General features: G+C 35.6%; 20 protein-coding genes. 5 read left to right on the forward strand and 15 right to left on the reverse strand.

Annotation, left to right across the window (positions count from 1 at the left end):
* Positions 1-22 precede the first annotated feature (22 nt).
* Both kcuS and NYG92_RS04335 read right to left on the reverse strand, forming a co-directional pair.
* A complete protein-coding gene (gene kcuS, locus NYG92_RS04330; RefSeq protein ID WP_289233631.1) occupies positions 23-217 on the reverse strand; it encodes a KCU-star family selenoprotein in 195 nt (64 codons plus the stop codon).
* Entirely contained in the window at positions 202-2316 is a 2115-nt protein-coding gene (locus NYG92_RS04335; protein WP_289233632.1) for a carbon starvation CstA family protein, read from the reverse strand. The genes kcuS and NYG92_RS04335 overlap by 16 nt, the downstream gene beginning before the upstream one ends.
* 168 nt (positions 2317-2484) lie before the next feature.
* On the opposite strand from NYG92_RS04335, the gene NYG92_RS04340 reads away from it, so the two are divergent.
* The gene (locus NYG92_RS04340; protein ID WP_027303793.1) at positions 2485-3081 is read left to right on the forward strand and encodes an MBL fold metallo-hydrolase; all 597 of its coding nucleotides are present in this window, start codon (positions 2485-2487) and stop codon (positions 3079-3081) included.
* A complete protein-coding gene (locus NYG92_RS04345; protein ID WP_270976766.1) occupies positions 3081-3374 on the forward strand; it encodes a hypothetical protein in 294 nt (97 codons plus the stop codon). Before NYG92_RS04340 ends, NYG92_RS04345 begins: the two co-directional genes overlap by 1 nt.
* On the opposite strand, the gene NYG92_RS04350 is transcribed toward NYG92_RS04345, so the two are convergent.
* Genes NYG92_RS04350 through NYG92_RS04390 form a run of 9 tightly spaced genes read right to left on the reverse strand, consistent with a single transcriptional unit; the run spans position 3361 to position 12183 of the window.
* Complete coding sequence (locus NYG92_RS04350; protein WP_289233633.1) at positions 3361-4551, reverse strand: DUF2920 family protein; 1191 nt, start codon at positions 4549-4551, stop codon at positions 3361-3363. The two genes, NYG92_RS04345 and NYG92_RS04350, sit on opposite strands and share 14 nt — an antisense overlap.
* A complete protein-coding gene (locus NYG92_RS04355) occupies positions 4541-5785 on the reverse strand; it encodes a DUF2920 family protein (protein WP_289233634.1) in 1245 nt (414 codons plus the stop codon). The genes NYG92_RS04350 and NYG92_RS04355 overlap by 11 nt, the downstream gene beginning before the upstream one ends.
* Positions 5782-6294, reverse strand: coding sequence for a prepilin-type N-terminal cleavage/methylation domain-containing protein (locus NYG92_RS04360; RefSeq protein WP_027303797.1), 513 nt, complete (start codon positions 6292-6294; stop codon positions 5782-5784). The genes NYG92_RS04355 and NYG92_RS04360 overlap by 4 nt, the downstream gene beginning before the upstream one ends.
* Before the next feature lie 9 nt (positions 6295-6303).
* A complete protein-coding gene (gene tsaD / locus NYG92_RS04365; protein ID WP_289233635.1) occupies positions 6304-7311 on the reverse strand; it encodes a tRNA (adenosine(37)-N6)-threonylcarbamoyltransferase complex transferase subunit TsaD in 1008 nt (335 codons plus the stop codon).
* Positions 7308-8696, reverse strand: a complete 1389-nt coding sequence (gene pgp1 / locus NYG92_RS04370; protein ID WP_270966098.1) for a peptidoglycan D,L-carboxypeptidase Pgp1 — start codon at positions 8694-8696, stop codon at positions 7308-7310. Before pgp1 ends, tsaD begins: the two co-directional genes overlap by 4 nt.
* Positions 8671-9756, reverse strand: a complete 1086-nt coding sequence (gene dxr, locus NYG92_RS04375) for a 1-deoxy-D-xylulose-5-phosphate reductoisomerase (RefSeq protein ID WP_027303800.1) — start codon at positions 9754-9756, stop codon at positions 8671-8673. The genes pgp1 and dxr overlap by 26 nt, the downstream gene beginning before the upstream one ends.
* The gene (locus NYG92_RS04380; protein ID WP_289233636.1) at positions 9753-10481 is read right to left on the reverse strand and encodes a phosphatidate cytidylyltransferase; all 729 of its coding nucleotides are present in this window, start codon (positions 10479-10481) and stop codon (positions 9753-9755) included. The genes dxr and NYG92_RS04380 overlap by 4 nt, the downstream gene beginning before the upstream one ends.
* Positions 10482-10492: 11 nt before the next feature.
* On the reverse strand, positions 10493-10870 hold the full coding sequence (locus NYG92_RS04385) for a hypothetical protein (protein ID WP_027303802.1): 378 nt from the start codon (positions 10868-10870) through the stop codon (positions 10493-10495).
* Positions 10871-10872: 2 nt separating this feature from the next.
* Positions 10873-12183, reverse strand: coding sequence for an NFACT family protein (locus tag NYG92_RS04390; RefSeq protein WP_289233637.1), 1311 nt, complete (start codon positions 12181-12183; stop codon positions 10873-10875).
* A gap of 64 nt (positions 12184-12247) precedes the next feature.
* Here NYG92_RS04390 and NYG92_RS04395 point away from each other — a divergent pair, with 64 nt between their 5' ends.
* Genes NYG92_RS04395 through NYG92_RS04405 form a run of 3 tightly spaced genes read left to right on the forward strand, consistent with a single transcriptional unit; the run spans position 12248 to position 15587 of the window.
* Positions 12248-12820 (forward strand): molybdenum cofactor guanylyltransferase, encoded by a 573-nt coding sequence (locus tag NYG92_RS04395; protein WP_270976776.1) that lies wholly within the window; start codon positions 12248-12250, stop codon positions 12818-12820.
* A complete protein-coding gene (locus NYG92_RS04400) occupies positions 12817-13788 on the forward strand; it encodes a phospholipase A (protein ID WP_289233638.1) in 972 nt (323 codons plus the stop codon). The genes NYG92_RS04395 and NYG92_RS04400 overlap by 4 nt, the downstream gene beginning before the upstream one ends.
* A complete protein-coding gene (locus NYG92_RS04405) occupies positions 13788-15587 on the forward strand; it encodes a motility associated factor glycosyltransferase family protein (RefSeq protein WP_289233639.1) in 1800 nt (599 codons plus the stop codon). Before NYG92_RS04400 ends, NYG92_RS04405 begins: the two co-directional genes overlap by 1 nt.
* Here NYG92_RS04405 and NYG92_RS04410 read toward each other — a convergent pair.
* From NYG92_RS04410 to purD, 4 genes are all read right to left on the reverse strand, one after another.
* Positions 15576-17729 carry a polyribonucleotide nucleotidyltransferase gene (locus tag NYG92_RS04410; RefSeq protein ID WP_289233640.1) on the reverse strand — a complete coding sequence of 718 codons (2154 nt, stop codon included), beginning with the start codon at positions 17727-17729 and terminating at the stop codon, positions 15576-15578. The genes NYG92_RS04405 and NYG92_RS04410 overlap by 12 nt on opposite strands.
* Positions 17730-17795: 66 nt before the next feature.
* Positions 17796-19841 (reverse strand): LPS-assembly protein LptD, encoded by a 2046-nt coding sequence (locus NYG92_RS04415; RefSeq protein WP_289233641.1) that lies wholly within the window; start codon positions 19839-19841, stop codon positions 17796-17798.
* On the reverse strand, positions 19831-20283 hold the full coding sequence (locus tag NYG92_RS04420) for an RDD family protein (RefSeq protein ID WP_289233642.1): 453 nt from the start codon (positions 20281-20283) through the stop codon (positions 19831-19833). The genes NYG92_RS04415 and NYG92_RS04420 overlap by 11 nt, the downstream gene beginning before the upstream one ends.
* A complete protein-coding gene (gene purD, locus NYG92_RS04425) occupies positions 20283-21530 on the reverse strand; it encodes a phosphoribosylamine--glycine ligase (RefSeq protein ID WP_289233643.1) in 1248 nt (415 codons plus the stop codon). Before purD ends, NYG92_RS04420 begins: the two co-directional genes overlap by 1 nt.
* Between the last annotated feature and the right edge of the window lie 10 nt (positions 21531-21540).

Consider the following 21540-nt stretch of genomic DNA (forward strand, 5'->3'; position numbering starts at 1 on the left):
AAAACCTTTGCTCTAAATTTTATCAGCATTTATTTAAGCCGCCTTGATTATACTTTTTTTCAAGGCATTCTTTAAAAAACTCCCCACGACTTTTGGGGACTTTATCGGGGTGATTTTTTCGCATATGCTCTAAGTATTTGTCATAACTTGAAAGTCCCACTAAGGGGTGAAAAAACCTCTCGGCTTTTTCGTAAAAATTTTTTATTTTCTCAAACAAGGCACTTCATCCATCTTAACATAAGCACTCTCTTTAAGTGGAATTTTAATTCTACCTAAAGCAATTCCCGCACAAGAAATGATAACAAATAAAGTCGTCAGCATAAAAAACACGCACAAAACCGCATCCAAGGCATTAGCAAATTTAGCCTGCGTAGCGACTGAAATATCTTTTTGTATTTTAGCCCTTTGTGCTTCATCGGCACTGGCTAAATTTGCTTCTAGGGTTTTGATTTTTTCACTCTGAATGCGCACAGCCGCCACATGGCTCACCGCATTACGCACCCTATTTCCCTCTTCGTAGGGTAGAATTTTTTGAATACCCCCGTAAAGTGTTGCTATAAGGACAAAGGTGGAGGGGACGAGCGTTACCCAGGCATATTTTGCCTTACCCATTTTGACTAAAATCGCCGTTACTAAAAGCAAAGCCATACCTGCTAACATTTGATTGCTCACGCCAAATAAAGGCCAAAGCGTGTAAATTCCGCCCTTAGGATCAATCGCCCCTTGATAAAGAAAATAACCCCACCCAGCCACACTCAAAGCTGTAGCCAAAATCCCCGCTGGAATGCTATGGATATTTCCCAAAGGCTTATAAACATTACCCAAAATATCTTGCACCATAAAACGACACGCCCTAGTGCCAGCATCAACTGCCGTTAAAATAAACAAAGCTTCAAATAAAATGGCAAAGTGATACCAAAACGCCATTAAATCCACACCGCTAAATAACTCATGCAAAATCAAAGCCACACCAATGGCAAAAGTCGGCGCACCACCCGTTCTTGAAAGTATGGTCTCTTCGCCTATGCTTTTTGTAAGATTCATAATCTCTTCAGGACTTACACTAAAACCCCAGCTAGAAATAGTCGCCGCAACACCAGCTAAATCCGTGCCTATTAAAGCACTTGAAGAATTAATAGCAAAATAAATTCCCGGATGCAAAATACAAGCACAAATCAAAGCCATAATAGCCACGGCACTTTCCATAAGCATAGAGCCATAGCCAACGGCTAGAGCGTGTGTTTCGTTTTCTAGCATTTTAGGAGTCGTGCCACTGGATATGAGGGCGTGGAAGCCACTGATCGCCCCGCAGGCTATGGTGATGAACAAGAAAGGATAGATCGCTCCTGCAAAAACGGGTCCCGTGCCGTCAAAATACTGCGGATTTGCCTTAGGCATTTGCAAATCAGGAGCCACAATCACAATAGCCACAGCCATCACAACTATAACGCCAATTTTTAAAAAGGTAGAAAGATAATCCCTAGGAGCGAGTAAAAACCACACGGGCAAAACAGCCGCCACAAAACCATAAATCATCATCACAATAGCTAAAGTCGGTGCGTCAAGGGTGAAAAATTCTTTCCAGTAAGCATCGGCTGTAATCACGCTACCATAATGAATCGCAAGGATTAAAAGCACAAAACCTATAATAGAAGCCTCTCCTACTCTACCAGGGCGCAAAAATCTCATATAAATTCCCATAAAAATCGCAATAGGAATCGTCATCGCAATGGTAAAAAGCCCCCAAGGAGACTCCGCTAAAGCCTTCACCACAACCATAGCCAAAATAGCGATGATGATGAGCATGATGCCAAAAATCGCTATCATAGCCACGCCGCCTGTGAAATTCCCCATCTCGTCTTTGATCATCTCGCCCAAGGAGCGGCCATTGCGCCTTGTGGAGATAAAAAGCACGACAAAATCATGCACAGCGCCCGCTAAAACGCCGCCAACTAAAATCCAAAGCATTGAAGGCAAATAGCCCATTTGAGCCGCCAAAATAGGACCTACCAAAGGACCCGCACCCGCAATAGCGGCAAAATGATGTCCAAAAAGAACAACTTTATTTGTAGGGACAAAGTCGCGTCCGTCATTTTGCGTAATAGCAGGGGTCGCACGAGACTTATCAAGCTCTAAAACCTTATACGCCACAAAACGCCCATAAAATCTATATCCTATCATATAGATACACACCGCAGCAACGACCAAATAAATCGCTGAAACACTTTCTCCATTTTGCAAGGCTAAGTAGCCAAAACAAACAGCACCCAAAGCTGCTACAAAAAGCCATAAAATTTTTGTAGTCAAGGAATTCATAGCTCTCCTTTCAAACTTAAAATATTTTTATGATAGCAAAAAAGGCTAAAAAACAACCGATAATAAACAAAAGTTAGTCATAAAGTAACAAAAAGTAACAAATTTACGCACTCAAATTTAAATTTATAAAGAAAAAAGGCTATAATTTTAAATAAAAAAAGGATAAAAATGCAAATTTATAAACAAGCTTGTGGGGCTTATGAGACAAATTGTTACATTTTAAGCACACAAAGAGGAGAATTTATCATCGATCCTGGAGTTGGAGCTTTGGAATTTGTGAAAAAACATACGAAAAATCCCTTAGCCATACTAAATACACACGGACATTTTGACCACATTTGGGATAATGCGGCAGTAAAAAAAGAATTTAATGTCCCTCTTTATATCCATAAAAACGATGCCTTTTTTTTAGAAGACCCCTTTAATCAAGGCTTTGAAAAGCATAAAGCCGATGTCTTGATTGAAAGTGAAGAGCCACTAGAGCTTTTTGATAGCATTTTTAAATTTCACTTTCTTCCCGGTCATACGCCGGGCTGTTGTATGATAGAAATTGTTGGAGAGGGCGTGATGTTTAGTGGGGATTTTTTATTTTATAGAAGTATAGGGAGGTGGGATTTCCCCTACTCTGATGCCACTTTAATGAAACAAAGTTTAGAAAAAATTTTAAATTATAAAGAAAATTATAAGCTTTTACCGGGACACGGAGAGCATACCTTTCTTAAAGATGAGCAAGAGCATTTGCCGACTTGGTTAAGGTATTTTTAATGGATATTTTACTGATTTATTATTTTGCCTTTTTGATTATTTTTGGGCTTTTAGGCTTGAAATTTCAAAAAAAAACCCAAACTAACAATGAAAAATTCTACCATTTTTGTCCTTGTAAAAAAATGGCTGAAAATGGCTCTTTGAGTATGATTTGTATGTATAGTGCTATGGGAGGCTTTTTATATAGCGCAACCTCTTTAAGCTTTATAGGCTTTGTCAATTTGGAACTTAATGCACTTTTTGCGTTATCTTTACTCTGTGCTTATGTGGGCTGGAGGCTTAAGAAGGAGTGATTTTAAGCTCGTATTTGTCCCCTATATCCTCAAAATGATACACCGCTTCATCGCTTGGATAGCTTAAAATTCTCGGCTCTCTTTGAAAGCTTTTTCCCTCAAGCTTGTCTAAAATGAGCGGCAATTCTTTTTTAAACACCCTTTCATTTGAAATTCCTGCGTGACTTAAATTTCTTATCATTTTTCCATCTATCTCACTTTCATTTTTGATTAAATGCAAGGTCGCATCAAAACCCAAATTTGCGTAAGTTTGATATAATTTCTCCTTATCTTTTGCTGTTTTAAATTCATCTTTGTTAGAGTGATAGCTCACAAAAATGCAATTTTTATCATAAGCTTTTTGAATTTCTAGGTGTTTATAATTTAAAAGATTTCTTATATCAAAGGCTGCTTTTGTAAAATTATTCTTCGTCCAAAAACTTTTTGTATGACAAGAAATTTCTAAATGCTCGGTGTAAAAATAAAACTCCCCCTCCGCCGTTCGCATAAACATTTGCTCTCTTGGCAAAACAGCACAAGCGACATCAATCACGCCCTGCGTATAGTGCGGAGCGATTTTAGCGATTAAATAAGCAATTTGTGAGCCATAACACCCACCCGCATAAATGATAGGTAAGTTACCCCCCCCCCCCCCGAGAGTTTTAAATAAATGCTTAAGGGCGTTAATATGGTCAAGTGCTGGCATTAAAAGATAATTTTGATATTCCTCATTTGGCGGTAAAATGGTATAGCTAAGTCCTTTTAAAAGAGCATTTTGCGCGTAAATTCCAGCCTCTTTTTGCTTTTTCATCATATCTTCAAGCAAAAAATAATAAGCATTATGTGGCAAATTTGAGTGATAAGGTAAATTTAATTTTGCAAGTGTTTTTTTGATATTTTCAACATCTTCTTTTTCTATGCTATACTCAGCACTATAAGTAGTCTCTTTTGAAACACGACAACAAAAGCCGTGATAAAAAACATTCATCGCCAAAACGCCAAAACGCGAGGCAAATTGACGCCTTGTAAAATCAAGCATCCTAGTATCCACACTAGAGCCAAAGCCTCCTACTATCACAAAAATCGCTCTTATGGGCTTACTCTCATCGTAGCTAATGCGGTATTCTAGCTTTGAGTTTCTTTTAATGCCAAGCTCCACATCATCACAAGAATCAATAAAAAAACTTTTATCTATCATAATGCTCGATCTCTAGCTTCATTTTGTGATTTTGCTCGCTAAAATGATAAATTAAATCATAGCAAGTATAGCTAATGCTTTTTTTGCAAGGCTTTTTCTTTTGCTTTTTGATTTTTTCTAAAAGCGGCGGGAATTCTTTATTAATCAAGGCTTTAAAAGGAATTCCTAATCCGTGGTCTAAATTTTTAACAAATTTACCATCAACCTCACTTTCATCTTGTATCAAATGCAAATGTGCGTCAAATTTAAGCTTTTTTAAAAGCTCAAAAAGCTCGACTTTTTCGGTATAAGGGGCTAAAAAAGTATCATTTTTAGAATGATAGCTTACAAAGATAATATGATTAAATTTAGCCAAAGCTTCTAGGTGCGTAGGATTAAGGATATATCTTATATCACTTCTTGATTGTGAGAAAAAATAAAGAGAATGCGCATCAAGAGTCCAAAAAGTCTTATCGCTCAATAAAAAATGCACATCGCCTATCCTAGCACCGCAACCACAATATGTTTTAAAATCAAGCTCCTTGCCAAAGCCTATCATTCTCCACGAAAATAGCCCAGAGCCTGAATTATCAATCACTCCATCAATGAGCCAAGGCGCGATTTTAGCACACATTAACGCCAAATAGCCCCCATAAGAACCCCCAGATACCACGACACGCAAACTCTCTCCCCCCCCCCCTGTCTTAAAGGGCGGATTTTTCTTAAGGTGTAAAATGGCATTAATAATATCCATAGCAGGCATAATGCCCCAGTTTTGATACTCACCATTTAAAGGGTCTAAACTACAATGTATAATCGCCGCATAATCTTGCTTTAAATCACCTTTTGACTTTTTATAGGCTATATGGATATTAAGCTTTTCTAAAATTTTTTCAGGGGGATTTGAGCTAAAAATTTCCTCATCTAAAGCGATATTAAGACTTTCACAAAGATCATACATAATCTTTTTATCAAGCTCGTCAAAATAGGGCTTTGCACCTGTTTGAGGGCGGTTATGAATTCCAAAATAATTTGGACTAATGATAGCAGCATTATGCTTTTTGGCTAAATTTTCCATAATGAATTTCAAATAAGCATTATTTGCATCATCTCCCGTGCCTTGTATCAACACTAAAATCGCCTCAATCTCCTTTTCATCATCATAACTTAGCTTAAATTCCAGCTTAGATTTTCTTTTGATATTAAGCTCTATATCATCAGTAGAGTCTATTTCAATGCTTTTAAAAACTATCATCTCGTGCCTAGTAATAAATAAGTTTTATTTGCCAAAGCCTTAAAATTTTCACTTTTGCTTAAAGCCACACAAGCTTTATTTTGAGAGGGGCTTGTAAAATCAGCATTACCCAAAACGCTCTCATCGGCTCCATTTGCTACCGCTTTAATGGCATTTTTGACATTATCATTAGTCGAAAGCCCCATTAAAACAAAACTAGCTCCTTGCACGAAGACAAATTCCACGCACCTTTCATCCTCACCCACCTTAAACGCCACATCACTCAAATTTCTAGACAAATCCACCTCCTCCACGCCGCTAACATTGCTAAGAAGTTTAGTATTTGCAAGTTTGTCATTTTTAAGAGCATAAATACTTACATCATTGATAAAAGTTCTAAGATTATTCAAAGCCTTGCTAATCTCAGCCTCATCTTTACTTGAGCTAAGTTTTGGCAGGGCAATAGCTGCTAAAATTCCAAGTATGATAATTACAAAAACAAGTTCTAAAATCGTAAAAGCCTTTTTCATCATCTTCTCCTAAAGTCTTTCTAAATGCTTATTTTTAGGGCTTAAAATATCCTCTTGTATCTTTACAAATTCATTTCTTTCATACGCACTAACCGCCGCTCTTGCTATCATTAAGGCATTATCGGCACAAAATTCAAGTGGGGCAAGTTTAAGCTCACAATCAAACTCCGCACAAAGTTTTTCTAGACGCTTTCTTAAATTTAAATTTGCACTCGCACCGCCGACAACCCCAAACTTCTTAAATGAATGGATGGCAAAAATTTTTTTACATCTATTGATAATGTGTGAGCAAGCCGCCTCTTCAAAAGCATAAGCTATCTCGCTTTTAATGCCCTCATCTAAATGTTGGTGTTTTGTAAGCTCAAGTCTTGTTTGATTTTTAAGCCCTGAAAAAGAAAAGTTAAGCTCTTTTGAGCGAAGCATAGGCACAGAGAAATGGAGCTTTTTTATCTTTGCTTTTTTTGCTAAATTTTCTATAATAAGTCCTCCCGGATAGCCTAAATTCATCATCTTAGCCACCTTGTCAAAACTCTCGCCAAAGCTATCATCATTACTTTTTGCTAAGATTTCTAAAAAGCCTTTTTCATCGACTTTTAAAACCATACTATGCCCACCACTAACTAATAAAATTCCCATATCATACTCTTCTTTTTGTTTCAAAAAAAGAGAGTAAATATGCCCCTTGAGATGATTGACGGCGATGAGTGGTAAATCAAGCGTTAAAGCCAAACTTTTAGCCATAGCTATACCTCCTACCAAACTCACGCTAAGACCGGGCTCATTTGTAACGGCTATGGCACAAAGTTTGCTAAAATAGTCCTTACACTGCTCCAAAATTTTAGGCAAAGCCTCACTATGAAGTCTAGCAGCAAGTTCAGGCACGACTCCGCCATAATTTGCGTGTGCGTTCTCTTGTGAAATTTTTTTATAAAAAAGGCAATTAAAATTATTCTTATTAATGATAGCTATGGAGCTATCATCACACGAGCTTTCTATCGCTAAAATGCAATTTTTCATTGAAATTCCACAAGCACAGAGCCTAAAAATTTATCTTTTCTCGCTGCTTCTTTAAATATGCTAATATCCGGCATTTTAGCATTTTTAATGACCTTAGTGCCTTTTTGATATTCAAGGAGCTGTTGTAAATTTGCTCCTCTTAATTCATAAAATTCCACTCTATAAATTTTACCTGCATCATCTAAGGCGTATTGAGCTTTCATCTTATCTTTTGTTATGATAATATTGCTTTCATCTTTTGAGTGATCAAATCCTATAATATTCACACGCACATTTTGAATTTTTGGGATCATAAATTCTTTTTTAACTTTAACTTTAGTTGCAAAAGGCACGGAAGTCTCATTACCATCGATGATAAAATCAACCTCCTCAAAGGCATCGCTAAATTCTAAATATTCTGGGTAAATTCGACTTTGAAAGCGATTACCATACTGGATAAAGAAATGATTATTCTCCGCTACAACGGCGGTTAGCTCATTGCTTGTTTGATAATTTAGCTCCTTATTGACAGGAAAGGGGATATAATTCATACTTTTTCTAGGATTTTTAAGATAAAGCAAAATTTTATCATCAAAAAGCTTAACTTCAATCTCCCTATTAATCGCTCCATATACACCCTCAGGACTTAGCTCAAAGCTTCTTTCCCACTCAAGTCCAGCTGTTTTAAGATAATTTTCCACCGCTAAAAGATGATAATAAGCTCTTAAATGCACGGGCAAATTCTTACTTGCCTCATTTGCAAAAGCGGCTTTTTGATTAGAAATGACAAAATAAGTCAAGGCTTTAAGCATTTCCGTATCGTTTAGTTCTTCTGTTTTGGTATTTTTAAGGAAATATTTATGTTTAGGATCAGCCAAAGAAGCATTAACGCTCTCAACCGTTTGAAGTGCTATATTTTCTAAATTATTATAAGCAGTAGCATTAATTTCTTTTGTATCGATGACGCTAGAATTTCCCCAACGCTTAGGATTTTTAAGTGCATTTTCATAAGTAGGGCGGTAAAAACCCCAGCCATCGTGAAGATTAATTACCATACTCACTTCAGGCTTTAAAATAAGGCTTTTTATCCTTTGCACTGTCTCAAAATCTGGGTCTTTAGGATTAATCTCTGCAAATTTGCGGTTTAAGTCTCCACTTACTCCCCTACTTCGCTTAATAATGCTCTCAAAAGCCAAATTGGGTGCTACGATAATCTTACCCTTAGTGATATTATAATCACTAAGCAGCAAACTCGCTGCGTGAAAGCCGCCCGGCTCATCGCCTTGCATACCACCAAAAATTAAAATAGTATTATTATTTTCGCTACTCGTGCCATTTTCTCCTACGCTAAAATCAAGAGCAAAAATACTCACAACAAAACTAAACAATAAAGCTAAAATTTTCACAATATTCCCTTACCTTTCTATCATATTCAAAAATTTCCTCAAGCTTCGTTATTTTAGGCTCTCCAAAATGCTCCAAAGTCTTAAAAACACCCTTTGAAATGTCTAAAAATTTACATTTTTGTTTTAAAAATTTCTCAACCATTACTTCATTTGCCGCATTGATGATGACCCCTAAATTTGGATTTTTCAAAAGGGCATTTTTAAGAGCAAAAAGTGGATATTTTTTAAGATTAATTTTATGAAATTTTAAACTAGAAAGTTTAACAAAATCAAGCGGAGGTAAAATTTCAAGCTCGTGCGTATCAAAAATGGCTTCAGCGATTGCCAATTTCATATCAGGCTTAGAAAAATAGGCACTTGTAGCACCATTTTGAAATTCACAAAGAGCGTGAAGTAAAGATTTAGGCTCGATAAAAGCGTCAATTTCTCTAATGTTAAAAAGATGATAAGCCTCGATAATTTCAAAAAGTTTATTTGCCATAGTGGCACTATCTATGGTGATTTTCGCACCCATAGACCAGTTAGGGTGCTTTAGAGCATCACTTGGCTTGACGCTTTTTAAATCCTTTGTTTTTAATTTAAAAAATGCCCCTCCACTTGCACAAATATAAAGCTTTTTAATATTTTGCCTCTCTTTAAGCAAAGCATTTAAAGCGGAATGTTCGCTATCCACAGGGATAAGATTTGCTCCCTTTAAAAATTCGCCAGCAACGACTAGGCTTTCTTTATTTGCTAGGGCGATTTTTTTATGAAGTTTATGGGCTTTTAGTGTGCTTTTAAGCCCTGCAAAACCGACAATAGCATTAAGCAAGAGTGAATCATCGCTAAGTTCTAAAATTCTCTCAAGTCCCTCTTGACCTACAAAAACATTTTTATGTTTAACTAAATGCCTATCTTTTGCCTCTTTAATGCAAACAAATTCGGGCTTAAAACGCTCGATTTGTTGATTTAAAAGCTTAATATTGCTACCACACGCTAAAGCACTAATGCGTAGATTTTTCAAAACAGCAAGTTTAAGGGCATTGACCCCTATACTCCCTGTGCTTCCAAAAACTATCATAAAAACACAACCATAGCAAAAGCAGCGATGATAACAGCATCAATTCTATCTAAAATGCCTCCGTGTCCGGGGATTAAATCTCCGCTATCTTTGACACCAGCTATCCTTTTAAAATAGCTTTCCATCAAATCCCCCACCACAGCTAAAACAGCCACAAAAAAACTAATTACAATCCACAACCAAAATCCCCCCATAATAATGCCTACTAGTCCCCCACCCACAACAGCACAAAGCACACCGCCTATAACGCCCTCTAAGGTTTTATTAGGGCTAGTTTGTGAAAAAGGTGTTTTACCTAGCATTTTACCGATAAAATACGCCCCGCTATCACACAATACAACAAGCAAAATGAGCAAAAAAAGCGTAATCATACCCTCATCTAAATACACCTGCCAAAGAGCTAAAATAGGCAAAGTAGGATAAAGATAAATCAAGCTTAATCTTAAATTTTCCGCCTTTTTATAAGATAAATACCCCACCACCAAAATCACAAGCAAAAGCCCAAAAAACAAGGCTTTTTCATAATAGCTTCCTAGTAAAAAGGCTAAAAAGGGAGGGATAAAAGAGGCATTAGGCACATTAAAAAGCTTTTTTGCCTCATCAAAAGCAAAATAAAGCAAAAGTCCAAACACTACAAAATTAATCCAAAAAACATCAATCAAAGCGATGATGATAACCGCTACTATCATCACAAAGCCAGATATTATCCTCGTCATATCAAACATAGATTTTCCTTTTAAATACTAATATCAATGTGAGGGATTTTTTGCGCGTTTTTAAACAATGCTTCTTCCTCATCTAATTTTTCTAAATCCCCACTCTCCTCCGCTTCCTCCAAATCCTGCTCTTCGCCGTTTTCCTCGTCCTCTTCTTCATTTTCTTCGCGTTTTTTCTTTTTCTCTTCCTCGTCAGCTTTTTCTTTAATCTCCTCATCGACCTCGTGGCTTTTAGCGACTTTTTCTAATTTTTCTATTGTTTTTTCTTTTTCGCTAAATTCGCTTAAATTCAAATTTGCAGCAAAGCCCTCTTTGGCAAGCTCATTACTCATTTGAGTCGCCGGATAAGCCATATTTTGATTGATGTAATTCATATTTCCTATGGGACTTACTGGCATTTTCACTCCTTTAAAACGCTAAGGGTTTTATAATTTGTATAATTAACAAAAGCCCTTTCTCTTATTTTGACAAAATTCCTTGTTGTATAATCGACCAAAACGCTCCCGGGATTTAGCTTAGAAAAACTTACGCAAAGTTTTGCGGCAAATTCTAGCACCTCTTGGCTAATATTTTGTTTATTGTGTATAATGAAAGTATGTGAGCTTGGCACATCTTTGATATGTAACCACATATCGTTTTTTTTAGTATTTTTAAGTAAATAAATATTACCCTTTTCATTTTTACCTACACAAATTTTAAATTCTTTATAATAAAAACTCGCAATTCCTAGCTCATTTTCATCTTTTTTTGTAAGCTCTTTTTTGCTTTTTTTAGGGAGTAAAATTTCAAGCTCAAATAGACTTTGACAATTTTGAACTAAATTTTTTAAAGCAGATAAAAATTCTAATTTTTCCTCTAAATTTTCTCTTTGCAAGCAGATATTTTTAGCCTTTTGCTTAAGCTTTTTTGCCAATTTATAATAAAGATTTGCACTCATTTTAGGACTATCTTCAAGCACAAATTTCACTTCTTTTCCCTCAAAATCTAAAAGCGTAAATTTCCTTTCATATTCTTTTAAAAAACTCAAATTTGCAAATAAAATATCCGCTTTTTGACTGAGCTTCATCGCCTTTAAAAATAAATCTTCTTCACTTTCTAAGGTGTTTAAATAATTCTTTAATTTTTCAATTTTACCCTGCAAAAAAATTAATTTTGCTCCTTGAATTTGCAAAAATTTTTTGGAATATAAAGCGTGAAATTTCTCTTCAAAATATGCCTTAAAATCGTCAATTTTAATAAAATTTGTATCCATTTTAAAAGGCTTTAGCTCTAAAAGCATTAAATTAGGCTTTACTTGACGATAACTTTTATCAATATGCCTTAAAGCCTCTAAAATTAAGCCTTTACTATCTGTAATAATCACATTTGTATTTTTACCTGTAAATTCAAAATAAATCACACTTTCATAGCTTTTATAAGCTTTGTTAAGCTCCACTTTTAAACATAAAATGCGGTTATTTTCAAGCACTTTCAATTCTTTAATCAAGGCATTGCTAAAATATTTTTTAAGAGCAAAATCAAAGGGCGCATTGTAGCTTTTCATTTTTACATTTGCCGTGTAAATTCCGCTTTCACTCTTATTTAAATCAAAAATATAATGCTCTTTATCAAAACTAAGACACAAAACATTATCATCGATTCTTTTGATAAAATCAAGCCTTCGATACTGCTTTAAAAATTCGCAAATTTGCACTAATTCTGTATATTTCATAACCAAATTATAAGATATTTTGGAAATTTATGCTAGAATTCGCCATTTTTCATTAAGGATTAAGATGAGTTCGCTTTTAAATGCGGTGATTTTATGCGGAGGTAGGTCTTCTCGTATGGGACAGGACAAAAGCCTACTTCAAATAGGACAAAAAAGCCTCGCTCAAAACGCTTATGAAAAGCTCACTCCACTTTTTAAAAGGGTCTATCTCTCCAGCAAAGATGAAAAATTCGACTTTAAAGCAGATCTTATCAAAGATGATAAAAGCTTTCAAATTTACTCCCCTATGCTTGCACTTTATTCTATTTTAAGGCATTTTAAAGATGAATTTGTATTTATTTTAGGCGTGGATTTTGTGCGTTTTTCTGGGGAAGAATTAGAAAAATTAACGCCCTTTTTAAAACAAAATTATAAAATCATTATTCCACAAACCAAACTTTACAAACATAGCCTATGTGGCTTTTACCACTCATCTTTAGCCCCCTTATGTAAAGAAATGCTTGAAAAAAATGAGCAAAAAATAGGGCTATTATTTGATAAAGTTCCAAGCAAATTTGTGCCCTTTGAAAGCGAAGAAGCCTTTTTAAATTTAAATTATTATGATGAATTTTTAAAATATCAAAGCGAATGTTTATGAAAAAAATTTTTCTTATTTTCAGCCTTTTTTCCTTATGCTTTGCAGATGATTTAAGTAAGGCTTTAGAGTATGAAAAAAAGGGCGATTACAAAAGAGCTATGCAAATTTATAAAAAACTAGCTCTTAAAAATCAAACACCAAATTCCACCGAAATTTTAAATGAGACAAAAAGCACTCAAGCCCCAAAAGAACAAAAACGCCAAAAGGATAATTTTTCTAAAATCGCTCTAGCAAATTATTTGGGAGATGAAAATTCCTTTAATCCACTTGGCATTAACTCTTATAAGATGAATTATTTTTTACCCTTTTCACACACTAATCACGACTTAAGCGGCTCTAAAAATGAAGTCAAATTTCAAATCAGCATTAAAAAACGCCTATTTGAAAATTTACTAGGACTTGACGAAAAATACTATCTAGGCTATACGCAAACTTCGTGGTGGCAGCTTTATAAACACTCTTCTCCTTTTAGAGAAAATAGCTATCAGCCTGAATTTTTTGTTGATTTTCCTATCCATTTTGACGGATACGATTATTTTAATAATCTTAGGCTAGGATTTTTACACGAAAGCAATGGCAGAGATGACGATCACGAGCAGTCTCGCTCTTGGAACAGGCTTTACGCCTCCACGACCTTTTTATACAAAAGATTTTTAATTGTTCCTAGAATTTGGTATAGGATCAATGAAGACGGCGGAAGTGATGATAATCCTGCTATGGAGCATTATATGGGAAATTTTGATGTGAATTTGGGCTATTTGGGCAATGATTTTTTCATCAATACTATGCTAAGAAATAATCTCAATTTTTCGCGTAACAAAGGCGCTGTGCAAGTGGATATTGGCTATGATGTGTTTAACAATGGCATTTATTATTATGTGCAGTATTTTAACGGCTATGGCGATAGTCTCATCGACTATAACAAACGCTTAGAGCGTATTTCTACGGGCTTTTTGATTTCTTACTGATGTTTTTAGAAAAAAATTTATCCGCCATAAATTCTAGTGTTTTTAGCGAATTAAGCCACAAAATTATCTCCTACCTTCAAAGCGGTGAAAAAAGCCAATTAAGTAAAAACGGGGGGGGTCTTGCGTATGAAGAAGGTGAAAAAGAGCGGCTTTTTGATGAAATTCGAGCGCAAAGTTTGCGTTATCCTTTCATTTGCCTTTTTGGCATAGGAGATGGTGAGCTTTTAAAAAGGCTTATTCCCTCATACCCTCTTATTATCGTCTTTGAAGAGAATTTAGACTTTTTCATTTCGGCTTTTTCACGCTTTGATTTTAGTGAGGATTTTAGGCAAGGTAGGGTCATTTTTGTCGATACTAGTAGTGAAAAATTAGAGCTTTATCTCACTATGCTTTTTTCGACTAAGCCTTATTATCAATACCTTAGCCTTTTTGAGCTTTTTATGAACGGAAACTTTTATCATCGCTTTTATTTGGAAAAAGCAAAAGCCGTGCATAGACTTTGCGAAAGCGTTATTTTTACGACTTTAAGCACACTTGGCGTGTGGGCTAAGGACATTTTATTTAGCGTTTATGAAAATTTTCTTTCCAATGTGCCTTTAATGCTTGAAAATATCCCCATAGCAAGGCTTATTGAGGAGAGAAAAAACAAATTTGAAAATGCCATTGTCATTTCAGCAGGTCCAAGCCTTAGCAAACAACTTCCCCTTTTAAAAAAGGTGCAAGAAAATGCCGTGCTTTTTTGTGCGGACGGAGCTTTAAACATAGTCCTAGAGCAAGGCATAGAGCCTGATTATATTTTAAATACAGACATTAGTGATTGGGCGAAGGCATTTTTACATCAAATTCCAGCCAAAAGCCTCCTTATAAACGGCTACTCCACTCACCCAAAAACCCTAGAAAGCCTTAAGGGTAAAAATTTAAGTGTGGTGCTAGGCACGAAAGACGGCGTTTGTCAATATAATTTTTTTAAGGACTTTGGCTTTGTCGAGCTTGGGGGCAATGTGAGCCATTTTGCTTACGCACTAGCCTTAGAGCTTGGCTTTAAAAATATCATTATGCTAGGACAGAATTTAAGCCTTGACTTTAATGGAAATTCACACGCCAAAGGATATGCTTTTGGGGAAAATTATGAAACAGAAGCAGACATAAAGTATTTTAAAGTCAAGGCTTATAAAGGCTTGGGTGAGGTTACAACGCATATTACTTGGGATTATTATAGAAAAGATTTAGAAAGGCTTTTTCTTTTAAATAAAGATAAAGCGACTTTCATCAATTCAACAGAAGGCGGGGCTTTCATCAAATTTTGTCAAGAATTAAGCTTTAAAGAAAGTGCAAAAATTTTAAATACGAAAAAACCAAATTTTAGCCTTACAAAGTCCCTTACGCAAAATAAAGCAAAGAAAATCCTAAGCAAATTTAACGCTAAAGTCAAAGCAGATCTTAGAAAAAGTCAAGGTATGCTAGAGGGAGCAAAAGAGCTTTTAAACGCTTTAAATACCATACTTGAAAGTAAAAAAACTCTCCCTCTTAGTTTTTTAGAAAAAGTCAAAAAGATGATTGATGAATTTGACGGGAAATTAGAAGAGGACGAATTTTTAAATGACGGGAAATTAGGCTTTGTATTTTATAAAAAAGGAGAGCTCATTTGTGAAGTTTTAAAAGCTAGGATAGAAGATGAAAGCCTATTTCACCTTCATTATATCAATGCCTATAAAGAGTGGCTAGGCTTTTTCATAGAAAATTTAAACCGCAAAATAGACATTTTAAGAAATGGCTTAGAAAACTCTCTAAGAGAGTAAATCCACTGAAATTTTGCTGTTTTTAATCTCACTAATTTTAACATTGACCTTATCATTTTCACTTAGCTTTTCTTTTATCTTAGAGCTATGGAGTAAGCCATCAACGCCGTCTTTTAAAGCGATGAAAGCTCCAAAAGGGGCTATTTTTTTAACTTCAGCCCCAAGAAATTCTTCACCCACTTTAAAATGCGCTAAATCTTTAGAAAATTTCTTTCCCTTACTTGTAATGCTGATGATATAATCTTTCGCCGCTTTGATTTGCTCACTTTGATTTCCAGCGATTTTCACCTCGCCCTTTTCTCTATCCAAATCAATCGAAACGCCAAATTTTTCGATAATCTCTTTAATCGTCTTACCTGCTTGCCCTATAATATCGACGATTTTACTAGGTTCAACGCTAAAAAGTTCTAATTTTGGTAAAACATCTTCATTAACGACAATTTGCGCGTTAGCTTCTTCCATTAAATCCAAAATGTGAAGTCTCGCTTCTCTTGCTTGATAAAGGGCATTTTTAAGAATTTTCTCATCAATCCCACCTAATTTAATATCCATTTGAAGTGCGGTAATGCCATCCTTGCTTCCAGCGACTTTAAAATCCATATCCCCATCGTGGTCCTCAAGTCCCATAATGTCCGTTAAAACCGCGTAATTATCACCCTCTAAAACAAGTCCCATAGCCACGCCCGCTACAAGCTTGATGGTAGGAACTCCAGCCGCCCTTAAGGCTAGTGAGCCACCGCACACACTCGCCATAGAGCTAGAGCCATTACTTTCCAAAATTTCGCTTACCAAACGCACCACGTAAGGATAATTTTCATCGACACTTGGATAAAGCGCTCTTTTAGCTAAATTTCCGTGTCCAAGCTCTCTTCTACCCGGTGCTTTGATAGGACTTGCCTCGCCCACAGAAAAGCCCGGAAAGTTGTAATTTACCATAAAGCGTTCGCTAATAGGATTTTTTTCACTTAGTAAATCCACCATTTGCGCGTCATTTTCCCCGCCCAAAGTCGCCACAACTAAGGCTTGAGTTTGTCCGCGTGTAAAAAGACAAGAGCCGTGTGCGTTTGGTAAAATGTTTGTTTCTATTTCTATGACTCTTACCTCATTTAAATTTCGCCCATCAGCTCTTTTTTTCTCTGTTAAAATTTGCGTTCTCACAAGCTCTTTTTTGACCTTAGAAAGTGCGTTAAAAACATCTTCTTGGCTGTATTTATCAATGATATTTTCAAGCTTCATAAGTTCTTTAACGATTTTTTCTAGCTCACTTGCCCTTTCACTTTTTGCCATTTGATTGATAGCGAATTTAACTTCATTTGTGTAATTTTGCTTAATAAATTCAAAAAGCTCCCTATTTTCAAGCTCTGCTTTAAGTGTGATTTCTTCATTTTTTCTATGTTTAGAAAATGCCTCTTCATAGGCATTTGAGCCATTTAGTATCGCCTTTTTAGCCACACTTAAAGCCTGTAAAATTTCATCTTCGCTTAACTCATTCATCACTTGCTCATAAATGCTAGTTCCAGCTAAAGCCTCCGCAAAGCTAGTTTCCACCATAGCCTCACCCTCACTCTCACTTGGCAAAGCTCTCATTTCTATCATCAAAAGCTCATCTTTAACCCCAGCCACATAAAGATCTAGTGTGCTTTCTTTAAGTTTAGAATTGCTTGGATTTAATACAAACTCATCATTAATCCTAGCGATTCTCACCCCACAAACAGGTGCTTTCATAGGAATTCCGCTTAGATATAAAGCCACGCTTGCCGCATTTAAGCTCATCACCTGTAAATCCACCTCATCATCAGCTGAAAGAACCATAACTACAATTTGCGTAGGATAAGCATAACCCTTAGGAAAAAGCGGTCTTAAACTCCTATCAATAATCCTTGCCGTAAGGGTTTCATTATCTCCGGGCTTAGTTTCTCTTTTGATATAGCCTCCCGGTATGCGTCCCACAGCGTAAGCTTTTTCGATGTATTGCACGGTCAAGGGCAAAAAGTCTTCTTCTACTTGCTTATCTTCTCTTGCTACGGCTGCTAAAACGACACTTTTACACACTCGCATTAAAACAGAGCCGGCTGCTTGTTTAGCGACCTTATTGATGTCAAAAATCTCTAAATTTTGATTTACTTCTATGCTGTATTGCATTATATTTCCTTTATCGTTTGATAGTAATTTTTTAAAATTTTTAAATAAATTAAACACGCTTTTTCCTTAAATTTTGTTTTCATTTTCTTGCAAGGCAAAATCATAACCCACGCCTCCAAGCGGATAAAAATTAAATACAAGATAAAATCCGCTTTGATTTCTAGCACTAATACCAGCACTTGTAAGCTTTGGATCTATCCTTTCTCTATACATCAAAGAATAATTCCAACACTTACGCTGATAAGTATAACCTAGCTCCCACATATTCGCGTGTGCTCTTTGAGTATCGAGCCAAATTCCACTAAAAAAATTATAATTTGCGTTAAGATAATAATTTGCCCTTGTTCCTATGAAGCTGTATTTTCCATACTCATCATTTTGATAAGCGTGGGAAAATTCCCAGTTTAATTCAGGATTTAAGCCTAATTCAATTTGACTTAAAACATTACTAAAACGCGTATCAAGATGAGAATAGGTTGCTTCATTATTAAAACTAATATTTTCATTATAATAATAAGTGATGAGATTTTTACTCTCTTCAAATTCATCGCGTCTGCTTAAATAGCTCACCTCGATGCGATTTTTAAGCTTTTTTTCTCCATTTTCATTGTAAAAATATTGCACCAAATAAGGACTTAATTTTTCATCGATTTTCTCTAAATTTAAATAATCCTCACTAATGCCGCCCGATTTACTCCCAGGCAAAATATAACTAACCCCCAAATTTAAAGTGTGAAAAAAGCTATTATAAGCCTTAGAAAGGTCGGTATAAAAATCAAATTCGTGTGTAGCCCTATAAAAATGCTCGTGTTTTTTTTGTGGGTCGTGGCTGTAATTGACAAAAGAGGCATCTAGCCTTTCTGTAAAAGCAAAATGTAAGAAATCGTCAAAAAAGGCATTGTGGTAAGATAAAGGTAGGCTTACATTGACATTATTTGCGTAAGGTCCTACGCGTCTATAATAATTATTAAAACTCGCATCAAAAGAATAGCGTATCCTCTCATCAAATAAAGAATTTAAAAAACGATGATATTGAAATGACGGATATTCTTGCAAAGTATCCTTATTGTGTGTTTTGGAGGTATCAATATAGTATTTTCCATAAGCTCCGTAAAAATTATTTTCATCGGCGAGAAAATAATTAATTTTTGAGGTGATTAAAGAATTTAAATCCTTATAATCGCGTCTTCCCAAATTTAAATAATCCACATCATTAAGATAAGTCGCATCAACCCACAATCCTTCTTGAAAATTATCTCCAAGCAAAGATTTAATCAAATCCGTTCTTAAATATTTAAGCTCAACACCCACATGGGTTTGATTTTTTAAATTTTCTTCCTTAAAATAAGTCGAATTTTCTCTAAAAGCTCCAAAATTCCACTCTCCCATAGAAGAAGCAGAATCGATAAATCTCAAAGTCGAATAAAGTCCATAACCTCTATCCGTTCTTACTTGAGGATTAAACTGCAAGTCCCAATTTTCCTGCATAGTGAAATAAATAGGCTGCTCGTAAAAAAAGCCCTCATCACCCTTTATGCTAAATTTAGGCACTAAAAGTCCCGTGCGTCTTTGCGTATCCGTGCTAAAACCAAAATAAGGCATATAAAACACAGGGACATCTCTAACATACAAACGCGCATTATAAAGATGAACAAAATTTGTTTCTCGATCTAATTTACCTTCGCTAAATCTAATCTCCCAATCGGGATTTTCCACATTACAGCTTGAAACGGAAGAAAGCGTGGTCTTAAAACTCTTATCATCTAAACAGCTCTTATCGCTTTTAAACCATACTTCAAGTTGATTATTTGCAAAGAAAAATTTTTCAAACTTTGCTTCATTTGTGTCAAGTTTTATTTTAGCGTAATTTGAATGCGACCTTTCATTTTGCCCTCTTAAAATATTGACATCGCCAAAAAGCTCAACTTCGGAGGTTTTTTCATTATAAATCGCTTTATTTGCCGTGATGAAATAAAAATCGGAAAATATCACAACATCATCATTTGCGATGAGTTTATCTCCCTCTTTTTTTGCCTCTATGGCATAAATATCCACCTGTGCAGCATTTAAAACTAAGGAAGAAGTTAAAATAAAAGAAAACTTACGCCACATCAACAACCACAGTCCTAGCCAAATAATCCTGCCAAGTTTTACGCAAATTATTCCCCAAAGCCCACGCAAAACCAAGCATAAAAGCCATACCGCTAAACTGCCTAATTAAAGCTCTAAGGCAGCTTTGTCCCCAATTTGGCTTATCTAAAATTCCCTCATCAATCACAATAATTTTACATATCATTTTTCCCAAACTTGCTCCATAAAGTGCCGTAAAAATAGCGTGATAGCTAAATTGAAGCACAAACAAACCCCAAAAAAAATTCCCTAAAATTCTTACCGCCTCAAGTGGGTCGCTCATTTTTTGAAATTCATTAAAAAAAATCACAAAAACTATACAAGAAAGCAAAAATTCATCAATAGTATAAGCCAAAGCTCTTTTAAAAAAACTAGCGACTTTTAAACCCTCTCTGTCTAATTTATCTTGCAAATTTTCGCCCATTAATCCACCTGATAGCCTATATCTTTTCTAAAATGCTTTCCCTCGTAATTTACATTTTCACAAAGCCCATAAGCTCTTTTTTTTGCTTCTTGCATCGTTTTACCCGTGCCAACACACACTAAAATTCTTCCCCCATCAGCCATTAAGTCATCTTTTTCTAAACTTACCCCAGCATAAGAAATATGTGAGTTTTCAGGTATTTTTAAAATTTCTATCTTGCTTTTTGGTGAAGCTTTAAAAGGATAATTTTTCCCCGCACAAACGACTCCCACAGCCACCTCATCTTTTAAATCAAGCTTAAAATTTTTAAGTCTTTTTTGACTTGCTGCCATAAAAAGTTCTAGGGGATTATTGATTAAAGGCATTAAAACTTCACACTCAGGATCGCCAAAACGCACATTAAATTCCAAAACAAAAGGCTCATTTTGAACGACCATAAGTCCCACAAAAAGCACTCCACAAAAAGCGTTATTTTCCTCTTTCATACCCTTAAGTGTCGGCTTGATAATCTCATCTTTCACACGCTCTAAAAGCCCCTTACTTGCTAAAGAGCTTGGAGCGTAAGCCCCCATACCACCTGTATTTGGACCCTCATCATTATCATACAATTTTTTATGGTCTTGTGCGGCAGGTAAAAGCACAAAATCCTCCCCATCACAAAGAGCAAAAATGCTTAATTCAAAGCCATCTAAAAATTCCTCCGCTACGATTTTACGCCCAGCCTCTCCAAAGCTCTCTCCACTAAGCATTTTAGCGGCAACTTGCATAGCCTCTTCCCTGCTTTTAGCGATAATCACACCCTTACCAGCACATAAGCCATCCGCTTTCACAACTATGGGCGGCGTTAAATTGTCAATAAATTCTTTTGCTTCTTCTAAATCGCTCGTATTGATAAATTTTGCCGTTTTAATCTTATGCCTTTGTAAGAATTCCTTCATAAAAGCCTTAGAGCTTTCAAGCATAGCCGCATTTTTTGTCGGTCCAAAAATGCTAAGTTTAAGCTTTAAAAACTCATCGACAACGCCCTGCTCTAAAAAAGCTTCACTTCCAACGATACAAAGTTCCACACTCTCATTTTTAGCGTATAGAGCAAGTTCTTTCATATCTTTTATATCGACATTTTTGCCAAGCTTCGCACTTGCACCATTTCCAGGAACAAAAATAAATTCTAAATCTTTTTTCTCTTTTTTCAAGGCTAAAGCTATGGAATACTCCCTAGCACCCGCCCCTAAAATCATAATCTTCATTATTTCTCCT

This window comes from Campylobacter felis, assembly GCF_030250085.1.
Classification (GTDB): Bacteria; Campylobacterota; Campylobacteria; order Campylobacterales; family Campylobacteraceae; genus Campylobacter_D; species Campylobacter_D upsaliensis.